At 63.6% G+C, this 17,491-nt stretch carries 21 protein-coding genes; 11 read left to right on the top strand and 10 right to left on the bottom strand.

The genetic code is table 11. From position 1 onward, the window contains the following. Both yhbY and ACEWQ0_RS01990 read left to right on the top strand, forming a co-directional pair. Positions 1-347 (top strand): ribosome assembly RNA-binding protein YhbY (yhbY, locus tag ACEWQ0_RS01985; RefSeq protein WP_476484334.1); only part of this gene is annotated, 347 nt, incomplete at its 5' end. Position 348: 1 nt separating this feature from the next. Continuing rightward, entirely contained in the window at positions 349-741 is a 393-nt protein-coding gene (locus ACEWQ0_RS01990; protein ID WP_476481719.1) for an Mth938-like domain-containing protein, read from the top strand. Here ACEWQ0_RS01990 and ACEWQ0_RS01995 read toward each other — a convergent pair. The 4 genes from ACEWQ0_RS01995 to surE all read right to left on the bottom strand — a co-directional run bounded on the left by ACEWQ0_RS01995 (position 710) and on the right by surE (position 3,583). Further along, complete coding sequence (locus ACEWQ0_RS01995) at positions 710-1,447, bottom strand: peptidoglycan DD-metalloendopeptidase family protein (protein ID WP_476481718.1); 738 nt, start codon at positions 1,445-1,447, stop codon at positions 710-712. The genes ACEWQ0_RS01990 and ACEWQ0_RS01995 overlap by 32 nt on opposite strands. A gap of 110 nt (positions 1,448-1,557) precedes the next feature. Further along, positions 1,558-2,133, bottom strand: a complete 576-nt coding sequence (locus ACEWQ0_RS02000; protein WP_476481717.1) for a YqaA family protein — start codon at positions 2,131-2,133, stop codon at positions 1,558-1,560. 8 nt (positions 2,134-2,141) lie between these two features. Then, on the bottom strand, positions 2,142-2,801 hold the full coding sequence (locus ACEWQ0_RS02005; RefSeq protein ID WP_476481716.1) for a protein-L-isoaspartate(D-aspartate) O-methyltransferase: 660 nt from the start codon (positions 2,799-2,801) through the stop codon (positions 2,142-2,144). Then, positions 2,801-3,583 (bottom strand): 5'/3'-nucleotidase SurE, encoded by a 783-nt coding sequence (gene surE, locus ACEWQ0_RS02010; protein WP_476481715.1) that lies wholly within the window; start codon positions 3,581-3,583, stop codon positions 2,801-2,803. The genes ACEWQ0_RS02005 and surE overlap by 1 nt, the downstream gene beginning before the upstream one ends. A gap of 60 nt (positions 3,584-3,643) precedes the next feature. Here surE and ACEWQ0_RS02015 point away from each other — a divergent pair, with 60 nt between their 5' ends. Continuing rightward, positions 3,644-4,177: a Smr/MutS family protein gene (locus tag ACEWQ0_RS02015; protein ID WP_476484335.1), complete on the top strand. Its 534-nt coding sequence runs from the start codon at positions 3,644-3,646 to the stop codon at positions 4,175-4,177. Further along, positions 4,174-4,509 (top strand): DUF3301 domain-containing protein, encoded by a 336-nt coding sequence (locus ACEWQ0_RS02020; RefSeq protein ID WP_476481713.1) that lies wholly within the window; start codon positions 4,174-4,176, stop codon positions 4,507-4,509. Before ACEWQ0_RS02015 ends, ACEWQ0_RS02020 begins: the two co-directional genes overlap by 4 nt. Before the next feature lie 22 nt (positions 4,510-4,531). On the opposite strand, the gene ACEWQ0_RS02025 is transcribed toward ACEWQ0_RS02020, so the two are convergent. From ACEWQ0_RS02025 to petA, 5 genes are read right to left on the bottom strand one after another with little or no spacing between them, the layout of a single operon-like run. Next, complete coding sequence (locus tag ACEWQ0_RS02025; protein WP_476481712.1) at positions 4,532-4,939, bottom strand: ClpXP protease specificity-enhancing factor; 408 nt, start codon at positions 4,937-4,939, stop codon at positions 4,532-4,534. Positions 4,940-4,942: 3 nt separating this feature from the next. Beyond that, the gene (locus ACEWQ0_RS02030; RefSeq protein ID WP_476481807.1) at positions 4,943-5,554 is read right to left on the bottom strand and encodes a glutathione S-transferase N-terminal domain-containing protein; all 612 of its coding nucleotides are present in this window, start codon (positions 5,552-5,554) and stop codon (positions 4,943-4,945) included. A gap of 58 nt (positions 5,555-5,612) precedes the next feature. Beyond that, a complete protein-coding gene (locus ACEWQ0_RS02035; protein ID WP_476481711.1) occupies positions 5,613-6,350 on the bottom strand; it encodes a cytochrome c1 in 738 nt (245 codons plus the stop codon). Then, positions 6,350-7,594, bottom strand: coding sequence for a cytochrome b (locus tag ACEWQ0_RS02040; RefSeq protein WP_476481710.1), 1,245 nt, complete (start codon positions 7,592-7,594; stop codon positions 6,350-6,352). The genes ACEWQ0_RS02035 and ACEWQ0_RS02040 overlap by 1 nt, the downstream gene beginning before the upstream one ends. Before the next feature lie 2 nt (positions 7,595-7,596). Further along, entirely contained in the window at positions 7,597-8,217 is a 621-nt protein-coding gene (gene petA / locus ACEWQ0_RS02045; RefSeq protein WP_476481709.1) for a ubiquinol-cytochrome c reductase iron-sulfur subunit, read from the bottom strand. 328 nt (positions 8,218-8,545) lie between these two features. On the opposite strand from petA, the gene ACEWQ0_RS02050 reads away from it, so the two are divergent. After that, positions 8,546-9,643, top strand: a complete 1,098-nt coding sequence (locus ACEWQ0_RS02050; RefSeq protein WP_476484336.1) for a S1C family serine protease — start codon at positions 8,546-8,548, stop codon at positions 9,641-9,643. Positions 9,644-9,701: 58 nt separating this feature from the next. Further along, entirely contained in the window at positions 9,702-10,271 is a 570-nt protein-coding gene (gene dcd, locus ACEWQ0_RS02055; RefSeq protein WP_476481707.1) for a dCTP deaminase, read from the top strand. Between the two features lie 191 nt (positions 10,272-10,462). Here dcd and apbC read toward each other — a convergent pair whose 3' ends face one another. Continuing rightward, a complete protein-coding gene (apbC, locus tag ACEWQ0_RS02060; RefSeq protein WP_476484337.1) occupies positions 10,463-11,536 on the bottom strand; it encodes an iron-sulfur cluster carrier protein ApbC in 1,074 nt (357 codons plus the stop codon). Between the two features lie 458 nt (positions 11,537-11,994). Here apbC and metG point away from each other — a divergent pair, with 458 nt between their 5' ends. The 5 genes from metG (at position 11,995) to ACEWQ0_RS02085 (ending at position 17,490) form a co-directional block, all read left to right on the top strand. After that, on the top strand, positions 11,995-14,019 hold the full coding sequence (gene metG / locus ACEWQ0_RS02065; protein ID WP_476481704.1) for a methionine--tRNA ligase: 2,025 nt from the start codon (positions 11,995-11,997) through the stop codon (positions 14,017-14,019). Between the two features lie 122 nt (positions 14,020-14,141). After that, complete coding sequence (gene rsxA, locus ACEWQ0_RS02070) at positions 14,142-14,720, top strand: electron transport complex subunit RsxA (protein ID WP_476481703.1); 579 nt, start codon at positions 14,142-14,144, stop codon at positions 14,718-14,720. A gap of 82 nt (positions 14,721-14,802) precedes the next feature. Further along, complete coding sequence (locus ACEWQ0_RS02075) at positions 14,803-16,107, top strand: PQQ-dependent sugar dehydrogenase (RefSeq protein WP_476484338.1); 1,305 nt, start codon at positions 14,803-14,805, stop codon at positions 16,105-16,107. Between the two features lie 25 nt (positions 16,108-16,132). Further along, complete coding sequence (locus ACEWQ0_RS02080) at positions 16,133-16,702, top strand: PH domain-containing protein (RefSeq protein WP_476484339.1); 570 nt, start codon at positions 16,133-16,135, stop codon at positions 16,700-16,702. Beyond that, a complete protein-coding gene (locus ACEWQ0_RS02085; RefSeq protein ID WP_476484340.1) occupies positions 16,699-17,490 on the top strand; it encodes a DUF2189 domain-containing protein in 792 nt (263 codons plus the stop codon). The genes ACEWQ0_RS02080 and ACEWQ0_RS02085 overlap by 4 nt, the downstream gene beginning before the upstream one ends. Position 17,491: the final 1 nt, after the last annotated feature.

The following is a 17,491-nucleotide window of genomic DNA, read 5'->3' on the forward strand; positions in this document are numbered from 1 at the left end:
TCCCGCCTGCCTTTTCACGTTATCATTGGCCTCTGTTCGAACACTCCGTCGCCATGCCGCTGTCCAATTCACAGAAAAAACACCTGCGCGGGCTTGCCCACGATCTGCATCCGGTGGTCATGGTGGCCGACAAGGGGCTGAGCGAAAATGTGATGGCCGAAGTCGAGCAGGCACTGACGCATCACGAACTCATCAAGGTCAAACTGCGCGGCGGGCGCGAGCAGCGGCGCGAGTGGGTCGAACAGCTGACCGCGACCACACGGGCGGAAACTGTGCAGCAGATCGGCCAGGTCGTGTGCCTGTATCGTCGCCACCCCGAAAAGCCCGCCATCGAATTGCCGAAATAACGTGGAACTGACCGAACATACTGCTGAACATCACAATCAGATTCGCGGCGTCGAAGCCCATCGTGTTCGCATCAACGAGCAGTGGTATGACGCCAGCCTGCTGGTGGGGGCACATTATCTGGAACCCGACTGGTCGGCCACCTCGCTGAGCGACCTGGACGAAGAACGCAGCCAGGCACTGATCGAGCTCGCTCCGGAGCTGGTCATCATCGGCGTCGGCGAACGCCAGAAATTCCTTCCGCACGCGGTTCAGCGCGCCTTCATTCGCCACGGCATCGGCATCGAGTGCATGACGCTGGATGCGGCCGCGCGAACCTTCAACGTGCTGATGAGCGAGGACCGCCGGGCCCTGGCGGGCCTGATCATCGCTTCGGAAGATAATCCCTCGGATTGACCGGTTCGCCGTTTTTCCGGATCTCGAAGTGCAGCATCTCCTCGCGGCGATCGTTTTCGCCCATTTCCGCTATTTTCTGACCGCGCTGAACCCGGTCGCCCTCGGCAACCAGGCGTTGACGATTGTGGCCATAGGCCGACAACAGCTGATCGGAGTGCTTGATGATGATCAGCTCGCCATAGCCGATCAGGGCGGTGCCGCTGTAGACCACTCGACCCTGCGCGGCGGCGACCACGTCCTGGCCTGCCGAGCCGGCCACGCCGATGCCCTTGCGCGTATCCGCCGGATCGAACGAGCGGGCAAGGCGGCCGCTGGTGGGCCACTGCCAGGTCACGCCACCCACGGTACGCGTATTGTTCGAGGCTGAAGACGCCGCTTCCGGCTGCGCTGGCTCCGGCTCGGGTTTCGGCGCCGGCTTGGGTTCTGGTTTTGGTTCTGGTTCTGGTTTCGGCTCCGGGGCCCCGGGTTTGTTCTCACGACCGGCCGAACGCGAAGCCGAAGCTGTCTTGCCGCCACTGCCCCTCGTTGAAGGCGGCGGCGGGGTTGGTGCACGCATGCGCAGCTCCTGGCCGGGCCGGATGACGTAGGGCGCGTCAATCGTGTTCCAGCGCGCCAGGTGGCGCCAGTCCAGCCCATAGCGAAAGGCAATGGAATACAGGGTTTCACCGCGCTGCACGCGATACCAGGCCGGCGGTGTCTTGATCACTCGTTCCTGAGCCGGTGACCGCGTTGCAGTCGTTTTCTGCGGTGCTGGCTGCCAGGGCGCGCAGGCAGCCAGCAGCACCGCTGACAGAGCAAGAAGGAGTCCGGATCGACCTACCAGAGCCACCAGGCCACCCCGCCGACGGCCACGACCGCAATCACCAGCCATCCCAGCAGATCAACCCAGCTTCTGAGCCGATCGGCGGCCTGCTCGCCGCCGGCCCAGATGATGCCGGCCACGAGGAAGAAACGCGCGCCACGCCCAACCACCGAGCCGAAAACAAATCCCGGCAGCGGGGCACCCAGCGCACCACCGGCTATGGTGATGACCTTGAATGGAATGGGCGTAAAGCCGGCCAGCATGACAAACCACACGCCATAGGCGCCGAACGCGTCAACCGCGGCGAGATAGCCGTCGAGATAACCGACCCGCTCGACCAGGGGCAGTACCGTCTCGATGGCCAGCCAGCCGATCAGGTAGCCAAACAAACCTCCCAGCACCGAGGCGGCGGTCGTCAGCAGCGCCAGCCGCCAGGCGTCAGAACGCCTGGCCAGCACCATCGGCGCCAGCATGACATCGGGCGGCACGGGAAAGAATGTAGCTTCGGCGAAGCTCAGCCCGGCCAGATAGCGCCGGGCGTGCCGATGGCGCGACCACAGCAGAACACGATCATAAAGCCGCCGGAACATGCGCGCTCTCAGTCCAGCCCTTCGAGCAGGGGCACGAAGGTGACCGCTCCCAGCTCTTCGCGCTCGAGGCCTTTCTCGGTTCGCGTTACCCGCACCAGCTGCTGATGCGGGCCGGCCTCTTCCGGCGCCACAAGCACGCCGCCGAGCGCAAGCTGGTCATACAGCGCATCGGGAATATGACCGCCGGCAGTGACCACGATGGCGTCGAAGGGCGCTTGGGAGGGCCAGCCTTCCAGACCATCGACATGGCGCGTGTAAATGTTGTGCAGCCCCATGCGATGAAAGCGCTGGCGGGCAATCCGCTGCAGCTCGCCGATACGCTCGGTGGTAAACACCTTTGCCGCCAGCCGCGCGAAAATGGCCGCTTGATAGCCCGAGCCGGTGCCGATTTCGAGCACCTTCTGAGGCAGCTCGGCGCCCAGCGCGGCCTGGGTCATCATCGCCACCACATGGGGCTGCGAGATGGTCTGACCGCGCCCGATCGGCAGCGCGGTATCTTCATACGCGCGCGACGACAGCGCTTCGTCGACGAACAGGTGACGCGGTGTCTCGAGCATGGCCGCCAGCACGCGCTCGTCATCGATGCCCTTCTCGCGCAGCCGCCGAATCAAGCGCTGCCGTGTACCTTCGGACGTCATGCCAATGCCGCGGTGCGCACTGCTGTTCATTATTGCCCCTTTCGTTCAGACCCGTGGTTGAGTACATCGATCCAGTGGCTGACCTCATCGAGCGCCTGGTAGCGCGTGAGGTCGACATGCAGCGGCGTCACCGACACAAAGCGGTTGCTGACCGCGTGAAAGTCGGTGCCTGGCCCGTTGTCTTCTTCGGAGCCCGCCGGGCCAATCCAGAAGAAACGCCTGCCGCGCGGATCCTGAATCGGAATGACATCATCGGAACGGTGCCGATGACCCAGCCGCGTGGTTTCAAAGCCCCGGATCTCTTCCCAGGGCAGATCCGGTACGTTCACGCTTAGAATGGTGTCGGCCGGCAAGGGCTTTGCCTTGAGCTGAGCCATCAACCGGCAGGCTGCCTCGGCAGCCGATTCGTAATGATGCGGGCCCTCCGCGGAAAAGACCAGCGAAACCGCCATGGCCGGCAGCCCCAGAAAGCGGCCCTCCATGGCAGCCGCCACGGTGCCCGAATAGAGCACGTCGTCGCCCAGATTGGCGCCGGCGTTGATGCCGGAAACCACCATGTCGGGCTCATCGCCCAGCAGGCCGGTAATGGCGATATGAACACAATCAGTGGGCGTGCCATACACCTTGAATACCCGCTCGCGTCGCTCTTCGACACGAATCGGGCGGTCGAGCGTCAGCGAATTGCTGGCGCCCGAGCGGTCGCGATCCGGAGCCACCACGGTGACCTGGTCGGAATGCTCGATCAGCCTTTCGGCCAACAGCCGGATACCGGGCGAGTCGAGCCCGTCATCATTGGAAATCAGAATATGCATTGCTTGAATCGGAAGGTGAAAGCCGTAACTATAAACCAACACCGCAACGGGAAAGGCACGATGACTGAATCCGACGACGATACCGACCTGTTCCGCGCCGCGGTCGGCGATATCCGCCGGGTTCGCAGCGATCGTGACCACTCGCGCCCGGCGCCGCCCAAGCCCCAGCCCAGCCAGCGCGAACGCGACGAAGCCCGCGTCATGGACGACCTGGCGCACGGGCCAATCGATTTTTCAAGCATCGAAACGGGCGAGGAACTCAGCTATCTGCGGCCCGGGCTGCAAAAGCGGGTGCTCACGCGCCTGAAACGCGGCCACTGGCGAGTGGAAGACGAACTCGATCTCCACCAGATGAACCTGGAAGCCGCCGGCGCATCGATACGCTGGTTTCTGCTGGAGGCCGAGCGTGAGCACATGAGCTGCGTGCGCATCATTCACGGCAAGGGGCTGCGCTCCGGCCCGGCCGGCCCGCAACTGAAGTACCTGACCGCCCGGCTGCTCAGCCGCCACAACCGGGTGGCCGCGTTTGCATCGGCGCCACCGCATGATGGCGGCACCGGGGCGGTGTATGTGCTGCTCAGGGCCCGGCGGTGAGCGGACTGGAAGGCAGCTTCGGAGCGCTGCTGGCGCTGGCGGCAGCCGTGCTGTTCTGGATCTCGGCGGTCAACGCCCGCGATCGCGCCAAGGCAATCGCGCGCGGATTCTGCCAGCGCCAGGGCTGGCAGCTGCTCGACCAGACCGTGGCGCTGAGCTCGATGCGGCCGATCAGAACGAACCAGGGCCTGCGCTGGCAGCGCCGCTATCGCTTTGACTTCAGCCCGGAGGGCACGGGCCGGCGCAAGGGCGAGCTGACCCTGCAGGGCCGGCAAATGATCCGCGTCTGGGGCGAACTGGAAGACGGCGGACGGCTGATCGAGCCGGATTGAACCCCGACACCGGGGCGGAAGGCTACTTGACCACCTTCAGGTTGGGCCGGGACTTGCGATCTTTTGGTTGACCCTCTTCGGCCTCGGCCGCGCCCTGCTCCGAAGCGCCGGTGTCGTCGTCCTCGTCGACCGGAAACATCATGCCGCGACCGTTTTCGCGCGCGTACACGGCTTCGACTGCGCCCATCGGCACGGTCACCGCCCGTGAAACGCCGCCAAAGCGGGCCACAAAGGTGACCATCTCGGCGTCGATCAACAGGTCGCGAACCGCGCTCGGCGAGACATTGAGCACCACCCGCCCGTCCTGGATGCTGGATTCGGGCACATCCAGCCCGGGCGCGTCGGCGTTGACCATCAAATGCGGCGTCAGGCCGCTGTCGATGATCCATTCGTTGACAGCCCGAACAAGATAAGGTCGACTCGAAAGCATGCGTTATTCACCCTCCCGCAGAACGCGTTCGGCTTCGGTCAGGCTGCGCTTGAACGAATCGCGGGCAAACATGTGCTCCATGTACTGATTGATGTGCGGCGCCTTGCGGGGGTCGATTTCCACATCATAGGCCGGCAGCCGCCAGAGCAGCGGCGTGAGCGCACAGTCGACCAGCGACAGCTCTTCGCTGAGCAGATAGGTGTTGAGGCCGAAGAGATCGTCGGAAGCGACGATCTCTTCGCGCAGCAGCTTCTTGGCCGTGGCCACCCTCTTCTTGCCGGTGGAGGTTTCGATGATCTTTGCCGCCTCGATCCAGTCACGACTGATGCGATACATCGCCTGGCGCAGGTAGGCACGCGACAGCGGATCAATCGGCATCAGCGGCGGATGCGGGTAGCGCTCGTCGAGATACTCGGTGACCACCCAGGTGCCGTAAAGCTTGAGATCCTTGTCGACCAGGGTGGGGGTTTCGCCATAAGGGTTGAGCTCGGCAAGATCGGCCGAAGCGGCACGATCCTGCTCGACGTGGATGATCTCCACGTTGATCCCCTTTTCGGCAAGGACAAACCGCACTCGATGACAATCGACGCAGTTCTCGGAAGAATACAGGGCCATCATAAGCCGGTTACTCCATCAAATAGTGCACTGTCGGATCGCCCCCGCCCACACGCGATCACTTTTTCACATCCTTCCAGAACTCCTGATAAAGCAGCCAGGCCAGGAAGGTGAATGCGACCAGAACAAGCAGCACCCAGATGCCGATCTTTTCACGCTGCAGCATCGAAGGTTCCGAGGCGTAACGCATGAAAGCCACCAGATCCTGGACATGCTCGCTGTATTCCTGCGGCGAGAGCTTGCCTTGCTCGTCCAGCTCCAGTTCGGTCACCTTGACGTGCTCGATCCCCTCATCGTCGGTCCACGACTCGGTTATCGGCCGCTGAATACCCTGAAGCTCCCACATCACGTGCGGCATGGAGGCATTGGGCAACACGGTGTTGTTCCAGCCGTCCTCGGTGAGATAGAAAGACTTCAGATAACTGTAAATCCAGTCCGCACCGCGCGAGCGCGCGGTCAGGCTCAGATCGGGCGGCGCAATGCCGAACCACTCTTCGCCCATGTCGGCGGTCATGACGCTGTCCATCGGGTCGGCCACTTCCTGATCGCCGTACAGCAAGAACTCGCTGATCTGCTCTTCGCTCAGTCCGAGATCCTTGGTCAGACGGTTGTAGCGCAGATACTTCAGGGAATGGCAACCCTGACAGTAGTTGACGTACATTGCCGCACCGCGCTGCAGCGAGGCCTTGTCGTGCACGTTGACGTTGGCGCTTTCCAGACCGCCTTCACCGCCGGCGGCAAGAGCAAGGCCGGAGGCCAGCATCACGGTGGCTGCAAGAATGTATTTGAGTCTCATCACTTGGTCACCCGCTCCGGTTCCGGTTTGGTTTTTTCAAGTCTGGTAACAAACGGCATCAACGCGAAGAAGGCGAAGTAGTACACCGTCCAGACTCGCGACTCGAACGTTTGTATCGGCGAACCGTCGCCCAGGGCCAGCATGCCCAGCCGGATGAAGCCGACCACGAACAAGGCCAGCATGATCTTGCTGGGCAGGCCCTTGTAGCGAATCGACTTCACCTTCGAGTGGTCGAGCCAGGGCAGGAAAAACAGCACGAAAATGGCCGCACCCATGACCATGACGCCAAAGAACTTGTCAGGCACCGCCCTGAGCATGGCGTAGAAGGGCGTGAAGTACCAGACCGGCACGATATGCTCCGGCGTGACCAGTGGGTCGGCCGGCACGAAGTTGTCGGCCTCGAGGAACATGCCGCCCATCTCCGGGGCATAGAACAGAATGAAGGCGAAAAGAGTCAGAAACACCCCGACGCCGAACAGATCCTTGACGGTGTAATAGGGGTGGAACGGAATCCCGTCGAGTGGGCGCCCCTTGGCGTCCTTGTGCTTCTTGATTTCCACGCCGTCGGGGTTGTTCGAGCCGACCTCGTGCAGCGCCACCAGGTGCAGCACGACCAGAGCCAGCAGCGCCAGCGGCATTGCCACGACGTGCAGCGCGAAGAAGCGATTGAGCGTGGCGTTGGAAATCATGTAGTCACCACGGATCCACTCGACCAGGCCATCACCGATGTAGGGCACGGCACCGAACAGGGAAATGATCACCTGCGCACCCCAGTAGGACATCTGGCCCCAGGGCAGGACATAGCCCATGAAGGCTTCGGCCATCAGCACCAGCAGGATGAACACGCCCAGAATCCAGATCAGTTCGCGCGGCTTGCGATACGAGCCGTACAGCAGCGCGCGGAACATGTGCAGATAGACGACGATGAAGAAGAACGAAGCGCCGGTGGAGTGCATGTAGCGAATCAGCCACCCCCACTCGACGTCGCGCATGATGTATTCCACCGAACCGAAGGCCAGCTCGGCCTGCGGGGTGTAGAACATCGTCAGCCAGATTCCGGTCAGCAGCTGGTTGACCAGCACCAGCAGAGCCAGTGAGCCGAAGAAATACCAGAAGTTGAAGTTCTTGGGCGCGTAATACTCGGTCAGGTGTTCGCGCCAGGTCTTGCTGACCGGCAGTCGCTGATCGACCCAGTCGCCAGCGGCCTTGACGTTCTTGCTGAGATTGCTCGCGGGCTTGGTCATGATCAAACTGCTCCTTCGGGACCGACGCCGATCATGACGGTCTGGTCGTCAACATAGTGATAGGGCGGAATGACGAGATTGAGCTGCGCCGGCACGCCGCGGTAGACGCGTCCGGACAGGTCGAACTTCGAGCGGTGGCAGGGGCAGAAGAAACCGCCCAGCCAGTCGGCATCGAAAGGCTCCGAGCCGGCCTCCGGCAAAAGCTGCGGAATGCAGCCCAGATGGGTGCAGTGAATGTTGGCCACCCAATACTCCGGCTTGATCGCACGCGCCGTGTTCTGCGCGTAGGACGGCTGCTGTGTGGCCACCTCGGACTCCGGATCTGCCAGTTTTTCATTGAGCTTGGGCAGGTCGTCGAGCATGCGCTGGTTGCGCCGCAGGATACCGATGGTCTGGCCACGCCAGACCACGCGCATCATCTGCCCCGGCTCCAGGTTGCCGATATTGACTTCGACCGGCGCACCGACAAGACGCGCCTTGGTGCTGGGCTTCCAGGAGGCGGCGAATGGCCACAGGGCAAACCCGGCGCCAACGGCGCCCACCACGCCTGTCGTCCAGGTCAGCAAGCGACGCCGGCCAGGATTTTCCGGCGGCTGCAGGGACGCAAGATCAGTTTCCGACATGAAACACTCCCGATAAACAAGATCAGTGAAGATCGTTTGCCATTACCGGCCCACCCCTGGAGATCCTGGTGCTGCCCGGCGACGGTCGACTCCAAAGGCAGCGGCACAGACGCTCCGCGGCCAAGGCTGCCAGTTTCTGGCGACATAGAAGACAATCAGCCGCCTATTTTAGCGAAAAATTAAGCAAATACTCAATTCCAGGCTGTTATCCTCCCACATATCAAGAGGGTAAACCCGTTCATCGCTGGCGTGGGCGCCATTTTTGCGCCAGCAGGCAGCTTACAACAACCCAACCCAACAGCCTGACAGACTTCTTCCGGCCGAGTCCATGACGCGCATCATCCATTTCGCCGTTCAGTTCGTCGTTATCGGGCTGGCCGCTGCCTTCGTGCTGGTCTGGCTGTGGCCGCAGCTGCTGCCGGCCTGGCAGCAGCAGCCGGCCGCCGAGCCGGTCACCAGCTACGCCGACGCCGTCAACCGCACGGCCCCGTCGGTGGTCAGCGTCTACACGCGCACCCTGGTCACCGAGCCTCTGGGGCGAGAGTTTTCCGACCCGCTGTTCAACCAGCTCTACCGCGACCGCATGATTACCCGCCCGCGGCGCGGCCTTGGCTCGGGCGTGATCATCTCCAGCGACGGCCTGGTACTCACCACCCGCCACGTCATCTCCGGCGTCGACGATATCCTGGTCGCGCTGTGGGACGGCAGAGTGGCCGAAGCCAGCGTCGTCGGCTCCGACCCGGCGACCGATCTGGCGCTGCTGCGCGTCAAGCTGGATGATCTGCCCGCCGCCGCCCTGGACGGCGACGACCGGCTGCGCACCGGAGATGTGGTGCTCGCCATCGGCAACGCCTTCGGCCTGAGCCATACCGTCACCATGGGGATTGTCAGCGCGACTGGCCGAAGCCATCTCAGTCTCGCCTCCTACGAAGACTTCATCCAGACCGATGCCGCCATCAATGCCGGCAACTCCGGCGGCGCACTGATCAATCCGGCCGGCGAGGTGGTCGGCATCAACAGTGCCTCCATGGGCCAGGAAACCGGCGCTCAAGGCATTTCCTTCGCCATTCCGGCTTCCGTGGTGCGGCGGGTCACCGAGCAGATCATCGAATACGGCCGGGTCAAACGCGGCTGGATGGGCGTCGAGCTGGCCGATGTCAGCCTGCGCCTGTCCAACGCCGAGGCCCTTCAGCCGGGCGCCCGCATCAGCCAGGTCCACCGCGACAGCCCCGCCTGGCAAGCCGGCCTGCAGCGCGGCGACGTTCTGGTGCTTGCCGACGGCGAGCGCGTCAACAGCGCCCGCGATCTGATGCAGCGTATCTCCGGCTCGGAGCCGGGTTTGGAAATGGAGCTGGAAGTCATCCGCGGCAACCAGCTTTTCACCACCAGCGTCGAGCTGATCCAGCAGCCACCGCCGCAGGGTTAGGCGTGGCATGCGATAATCCAGCGCCCGCGCGCTGTTAAACCCCGGAGCCGAGCAGAAGATGAGCATCAAGTCCGATCGCTGGATTCGCCGCATGGCCGAAGAACACGGCATGATCGAGCCCTTCGAGCCGGGTCAGATCCGGCACAACGCCGAGGGCCGCAGGCTGGTCTCTTACGGGACCTCGAGCTACGGCTACGACGGGCGCTGCGCCAATGAATTCAAGATCTTCACCAACATCAACACCGCCATCGTCGACCCCAAGGCCTTCGACGACAAGAGCTTTGTCGACTTCACCGGCGATGTCTGCATCATCCCGCCCAACTCGTTTGCCCTGGCGCGCACGGTCGAGTATTTCCGCATTCCGCGCAACGTGCTCACCATCTGCCTGGGTAAATCCACCTACGCGCGCTGCGGCATCATCGTCAACGTCACCCCGCTGGAGCCGGAATGGGAAGGTCACGTCACCCTGGAGTTTTCCAACACCACGCCCCTGCCGGCCAAGGTGTACGCCAACGAAGGCGTGGCCCAGTTCCTGTTCCTCGAATCGGACGAAGTCTGCGAAGTCTCGTATGCCGACCGCGCCGGCAAATACATGGGCCAGCGCGGCGTCACGCTGCCGAGGACTTGAACAGGCTTCGCAGTGTGAAATGTTCAGTGTGAAGTGTGAAGTGTGAAGTGTGAAGGATTTTGGGGGCAAATTCAGCGTGGCGGTGCGAATTGTCGGCTCCAGCCCACGTTCAACACCCTGACCCCACCAATTCGCAACTTTTCTTCACACTTCACACTTCACACTTCACACTTCACACTTCACACTTTCTTTCAATCCGTAATCTTGATCTTGGGCATCCGCACCTTCGCCTCGCGCGACTGGGTCGACAGCCGGCCGGCAACGCGGCGGGCGATCTCGCGGAAGCGGCGGGCGGCGGGATGATCGGGCTCGGCGGCAACGATCGGCGTGCCCTCATCGGTGCTGCGCCCGATGGTCGACTCCAGCGGTAGCTGCCCGAGCGCGGGCACCCCGGCCTCGCGGGCCACGCGCTCGCCACCGCCGGCGCCGAAGATGGCATCCTCGTGGCCGCAGTTGGTGCACACGTGCGTGCTCATGTTCTCGATCACGCCCAGCACCGGCACCTTGACCTTGCCGAACATCGTCACGGCACGGCGCACGTCGTCGACCGCAACCTCCTGCGGCGTGGTCACGGTCACCGCCCCGGCCACCGGAATGCGCTGCGCCAGGGTGAGCTGGATATCGCCGGTGCCCGGCGGCAGGTCGATCACCAGATAGTCGAGCCCTTCCCAGATGGTGTCGGAAAGCATCTGCTGCAGTGCCTGGGTGGCCATCGGCCCGCGCCAGATCATGGCCTGGTCGGTGTCGACCAGCACGCCGATGCTCATCACCTGCAGCCCGTGCGCGCGCAGCGGCAGAATGCGGCGGTTGTCGGTGGTCTGCGGGCCGCCTTCCAGCCCCAGCATGCGCGGCTGGCTGGGGCCGTAGATATCGGCATCGAGCACGCCCACGCTCGCCCCTTCGGCCGCCAGCGCCAGGGCCAGATTGGCGCTGACGGTGGACTTGCCGACGCCGCCCTTGCCCGAGGCCACGGCAATGATGTTGCGCACGCCCTCGACCGGCTCGAGCCCGCCCTGAACGGCGTGCTGCGGAATCTGCCAGTCGACGTCGACCGTCACCTCGTCGATCTCACCGCTGGCGCGCAGCCGCTCGGAGATGATTCCCGCCAGCTCCTGGCGCCAGCCGGCAGCCGGATAGGCCAGGCGGATATCGACCGCGGCCCGGCGCTTGCGGATGGCTACCGCGCGCACGGTATCGCCCAGCGGCCGCCCGGTATTGGGATCCTCGATGGCGGAAACCAGTGACTTGCCTTCGTCGTTTTTCATGCGGAAAGGTGCCCGTTTGAATCTGGACCGATATTGTACCGGTTTGATTGATTGGTTGGCTGGGTAGTTTGCTTGTTAGCTGGTGAGCTGGTTGGCTGGTTCGGCAGCCGCGAGGCCTGGGGGGCGGCTGCGCCGCGGGCGATGGGTGGGGCTGGTAAAAATCAAAATCCTTGAAACGCAAAGACGCGAAGGCGCAAAGAAGGTCAAGAGTGATGGAACCACGGAAAACGCGAAATGCACGAAAGATTGGGTCTGAAAGCAATGCGTTGCGCTTGCACTCCACGCATCCTGCGGTTGTCAAATGGCACACCAAGGGTCAATCACCACCATTCGTTTCGCGGCGCAGCCGCCCCGCAAACCCAGCCGCGCCGAACCAGCCAACCAGCAAACCATCTCGGCGCATGCGATAATTTCGCCCACGTTCCAAGCCACTCCAACCCAGCCGAACCCCGAAAACCATGCCCAGCCCGCGCCGCATCCTGGTTACCGCCGCCCTGCCCTATGCCAACGGCTCCATCCACATGGGGCACATGCTCGAATACATCCAGACCGATATCTGGGCGCGATTTCAACGCGCCATGGGCCATCAGGTGGTCTTCGCCTGGGCCGACGATGCGCACGGCACACCGATCATGCTGCGCGCAGAAAAGGAAAACATCTCACCCGAAGAGCTGATCGAGCGGATGCACGCCGAGCATCTGGAGGATTTCGAGGATTTCGCGCTGTCGTTCGACAATTTCTCCTCGACCCACACCGAAACCAACCGCGCCCTGGTCGAGCGCATCTGGTCGGCGCTCAAGGAGCGTGGCGCGGTGCGCACCGAAACCATCGAGCAGTACTACGACACCGAGCGCGAGATGTTTCTGCCCGATCGTTTCATCCGGGGTACCTGTCCGAGCTGCGGCGCCGAAGAGCAGTACGGCGACTCCTGTGAGGCCTGCAGCGCCACCTACGACCCGACCGAGCTGATCGAGCCGCGTTCGGTGGTCTCGGGCAGCACGCCGGTGATGAGAAAGACCGAGCACTATTTCGTCACGCTGTCGCAGTTCAGCGACAGCCTGAAGGAGTGGATGCGCTCCGGTGCCCTGCAGGACGAGGTGGCCAACAAGCTCGAAGAGTGGTTCGCCGAGGGCCTGCGCGACTGGGACGTGACCCGCGACAAGCCCTATTTCGGCTTTCGCATTCCCGATACCGAAGACAAATTCTTCTACGTCTGGATGGACGCCCCGGTCGGCTATCTGGCCAGCTTCATGGAGCTGTGCGAGCAACACGGCTGGGACTTCGAGGACTGGCTGCGCCCGCACTCCGACGCCGAAATGCACCACTTCATCGGCAAGGACATCATCTACTTTCACTGTCTGTTCTGGCCGGCCATGCTCGAAGGCGCGGGCTTCAAACGCCCCACCGGCGTCTACGCCCACGGCTTTCTGACCGTCAACGGCACCAAGATGTCGAAATCGCGCGGCACTTTCATCATGGCGCGCACCTGGCTGGATCACCTGCATCCGGATTATCTGCGCTACTACTTTGCCGCCAAGCTGGGCTCGGGCCTGGCCGACATCGACCTCAACTTCGAGGACTTCCGCTACCGGGTCAACTCCGATCTGGTCGGCAAGCTGGTCAACATCGCCAGCCGCTCGGCGGGCTTCATTCACAAGCTCGGCGGCGGCAGGCTGGCAGCCGAGCTGCCCGACCCGGAGCTGCACCAGCGCTTCGTGGGCGAACACCTGGCAATCGCCGAGCTGTTCGAAAACCGCAGCTATCATCGCGCCATCCGCCGAATCATGGCCCTGGCCGACGAGGCCAACGTCTACATCAACGAACACGAGCCCTGGAAGCTGGCCAAACAGGAGGGCCGGGAAGACGAGGTCGTCGCCATCTGCACGCAGGCGATCAACCTGTTCCGCCTGCTCATGACCTGGCTCTCTCCGGTAATTCCGCTGACCGCGGAGAAAGCGGCCGTATTTCTCGATGCTCCGCTGGACGACTTCAGCCGGATCGGCGAGCCGCTGCTCGACCACGAGATCAACAAGTTCAAGCCGCTGCTCCAGCGCGTGGACGAAAAGCAGACCGATGCCCTCATCGAGGCAAGCAAGGCATCGCTGGAAGAAGCGGACAGCAAACCCGACACGACTCCGGAAAAAGAAGACCACGACATGATCAAGTTCGACGATTTTCTCAAGGTGGACCTGCGCGTGGCGCGCATCGTCAAGGCCGAAGAGGTCGAGGGCGCTGACAAGCTGCTCAGGCTGCAGCTCGATCTGGGTGAGATGGGCAAGCGCGAAGTTCTGGCCGGCATCCGCGGCCATTACGACCCGGACGAACTCAACGGCCGCCTGACCGCAGTGGTGGCCAACCTGGAGCCGCGCAAGATGCGCTTCGGCACCTCCGAAGGCATGGTGCTGGCCGCCAGCGACGAAGACGGCCGCCCCTTCCTACTTGCGCCAGACAGCGACGCCGAGCCCGGCATGCGGATCAAGTAGCCGAAAGATCTGGAACCACGGAAGACACGGAAATCACGGAATGGCGTTTCTCTTGAAACAGTTCTTCTTTCATTGAATCCGTGTCTTCGGTGACTTCCGTGGTTTCAAGGGTTTTCTGAACGATGGACTTGGCGCTGATCGTCATTTCGGCCGCGCTGGTCAACAACTTCGTGCTGGTACAGTTTCTGGGCCTGTGCCCGTTCATGGGCGTGTCCAACAGCGTCTCATCGGCCTTCGGCATGTCGGTGGCCACCGCCTTCGTGCTCACGCTGGCCTCGGTGGCCAGCTTCATGGTCACCGAATGGCTGCTCATCCCGCTGGGGCTGGATTACCTGCGCATCGTCGCCTTCATTCTCATCATCGCCGCGCTGGTTCAGCTCACCGAACTGTACATGCGCCACAGTGCGCCGATTCTCCACCGCGTGCTCGGCGTCTACCTGCCGCTGATTACCTCCAACTGCGCCGTGCTCGGCGTTGCCCTGCTCAACGTGCGCGAGCAGCACAGCCTGGTCGAATCCGCCTTCTACGGCTTCGGCGCCGCGCTGGGTTTCGGCCTGGTGCTGGTCATGCTCGCCGCCGCGCGCGAGCGTATCGCCATGGCCGACGTGCCGGAAAGCTTCCGCGGCGCGCCCATCGGTCTGATCACCGCCGGCCTGATGGCCCTGGCCTTCATGGGATTCGCCGGATTTGCCAAACTCTGAGCCTGACGTCCTGGGCGGCCCCGCAAGACCGGAAACCGGGTGCTGGTAGGATGAACCTTCAGTTCCTGCCCTGAGAGCCGCGATGAAAAGCATGACCCTTGTTTTCAGTATCTTCATCCTTGCCGCCTGTGGCGCCGGCGACGGGGGCGAACCGGCACGGGCCGAGGCGGCGGATGACGCCAATGACACTCGCGCTGCCGCGGCGGCGGCAGCGGCTTCGACCGACCCGAAGAAAGAAACCACCACGGCCGAGACGCGAGCGCGCGAGGCGCCTCAGCTCGAACCGGCCTTCGCCGGCCAGACCCGCGCGCCGATTCCCGAGACAACCGAAGAATGGACCCTGGAGACGGTGGCCGAAGGTCTCGAGCACCCCTGGGCAATCGAGTTTCTGCCCGACGGTGCCATGCTGGTCAGCGAACGTCCCGGGCGGCTGCGCCTGGTGAGCCCCGATGGCAGCCTGTCCGATCCGATCGCGGGTGTGCCCGAGGTCGACAACCGCAACCAGGGCGGCCTGCTGGACGTGGCCATCGCGCCCGACTTCGAGTCCAGCCGCGTGATTTTCCTCAGCTTTGCCGAGCCGCACGACGACGGCACGAACAACACCGCCCTGGCGCGCGCCCGGCTGAGCGAGGATCGCTCGGCGCTCGAAGACGTCGAGGTCATCTTCAGCCAGCAGCCGGCGGTGGAATCGACCGGTCACTTCGGCTCGCGCATCGTGTTCGAAGGCGACAACACCCTGTGGCTGACCATGGGCGATCGCCAGGGCCACCCCGTGCGCCGCAACGCCCAGGATCCGGGCAACCACATCGGCAGCGTGGTGCGGCTGCACTTCGACGGCTCGGTTCCGGCCGACAATCCCTTTGTCGATGACGAGGACAAGAGAGCGGAAATCTTCTCCTTCGGCCACCGCAACATCCAGGCCGCGGCGGTCGATGCCGACGGCAACTTCTGGACCGTCGAGCACGGCCCCAGAGGCGGCGATGAACTCAACTTCACCGAGGCCGGCAAGAACTACGGCTGGCCGGTCATCTCCTACGGCATCGAATACCGCGGCGGCAAGGTCTACGAGGGCCGCACACAGGCCGAAGGCATGCAGCAGCCGGTCTATTTCTGGGACCCGGTCATTGCTCCATCAGGCATGGACTTTTATGACAGCGATGCTTTCGAGGCCTGGCAGGGCGACCTGTTCGTCGGCGGCCTGCGCGAGCAGCGCGTCTCGCGCCTGGTGATCGACAGCAATGGCCAGGACAGCCGCGTCACGGGCGAGGAGTGGCTGCCCGTCGGCCAGCGCGTGCGCGACGTCAAGACCGGGCCGGATGGCTTCATCTACCTGGTCACCGACGCCGGCAACGGCCAGGTGCTGCGCATCGTGCCCGGACAGCCCTGAAGACCATCCCGGCGCGGAGCCCACCATGAAAAACCGAACCGAAACGCTTCGACAGGCAGCCATCCGACCGCAGGTCATCCGCTACCACCTGTGGGGTGTGGCGATCACCTGCGTCCTGACTGTAGTGGGCATTGCCCTCTTGCCGATCGTCCTGCCGCTGGCCTGGTGGCTGATGAAGCGCTATTACGCGCGCCTGGAAGTGGTCCTGACCCGGCGCCATCTGAAGGTGCGCCGTGGTATCTGGAACGTCGAGGAAAAATCGGTGCCGCTGGAGAAAATCACCGACCTGGCGCTCAAACAGGGGCCGCTGATGCGTCTGTTCGACATCAAGGGCATGCGCGTGGAAACCGCCGGCCAGTCCTCGCAGGGTGCGCTGGTGAACATCACCGGCATTGACGAGGTCGACGCCTTTCGCGATGCGGTGCTCGATCAGCGCGATCGCGTCAGCGACTGGCAGGACGACGCGCCCGATGCAGCTCGGCCGGGCGGCCTTGAAGGTCAGGCGGATGATTCGCGCGCGCTGCTCGGCGAGATCCGCGACAGCCTGGTTCGCATCGAGTCGCATCTGGCCGGGCGCGACAAGGGCAGCGAGTGAACCGGCCTGAGAGGCAGGCGCCGTCGGCACAGCTGCCCTTCGTTGCGCCGTGCACAAGGCTCCCTGCCAGCCGCCCGCTGAGCTGGCTTCGGCGCGGCTGGGCCGATCTGCGGGCAGCGCCGCGTCAAAGCCTGAGCTTCGGCTTGTTGACTCTGCTCGCCAGCCTGGCGATCACCGCCGCAGCCTGGCGCTTCGGCAACCTCGGCATCTATCTGGGCGTGGCCAGCGGCTTCGTCTTTGTCGGCCCCTGGCTTGCGCTGATCGTCTACGCCATCAGTCGCCGGCTCGAACAGGGCCGGAGCGTGAGCCTGCGCGGCTGCCTGGCCGACGCCGGTCGCACCCTGGGCAACGAACTGGTGTTTGCCGTGATCATGATCGTGGTCTTTCTCGTCTGGGCGCGGGCCGCGAGCATGGTGCACGTCTTCTTTCCGCCCGACAGCGACCCGGAACTGGCTGAACTGCTGCCCTTTCTGGGCGTTGGCAGCGCCGTGGGCGCGCTCTTCTGCGCCCTCATCTTTGCCGCCAGCGCGTTCTCGCTGCCGATGATGATCGACCGCCGGACCGACACGGTCACGGCCATCGTCACCTCGGTCAACGCAGTGCTGCGCAACAAGCCGGCCATGGCCGTCTGGGCCGCGGTGATCATCGCCTGCGTGCTGATCGGCGCCCTGACCGCCTGGCTGGCCTTCATCGTGCTCATGCCGCTGCTGGGCCATGCGACCTGGCACGCCTATCGCGACACCATCGATGCCGGCCAGTGGCCGGCATTGAACGGTGACAAAGGCTGAG

This window comes from Wenzhouxiangella sp. YN9 (assembly GCF_056324165.1).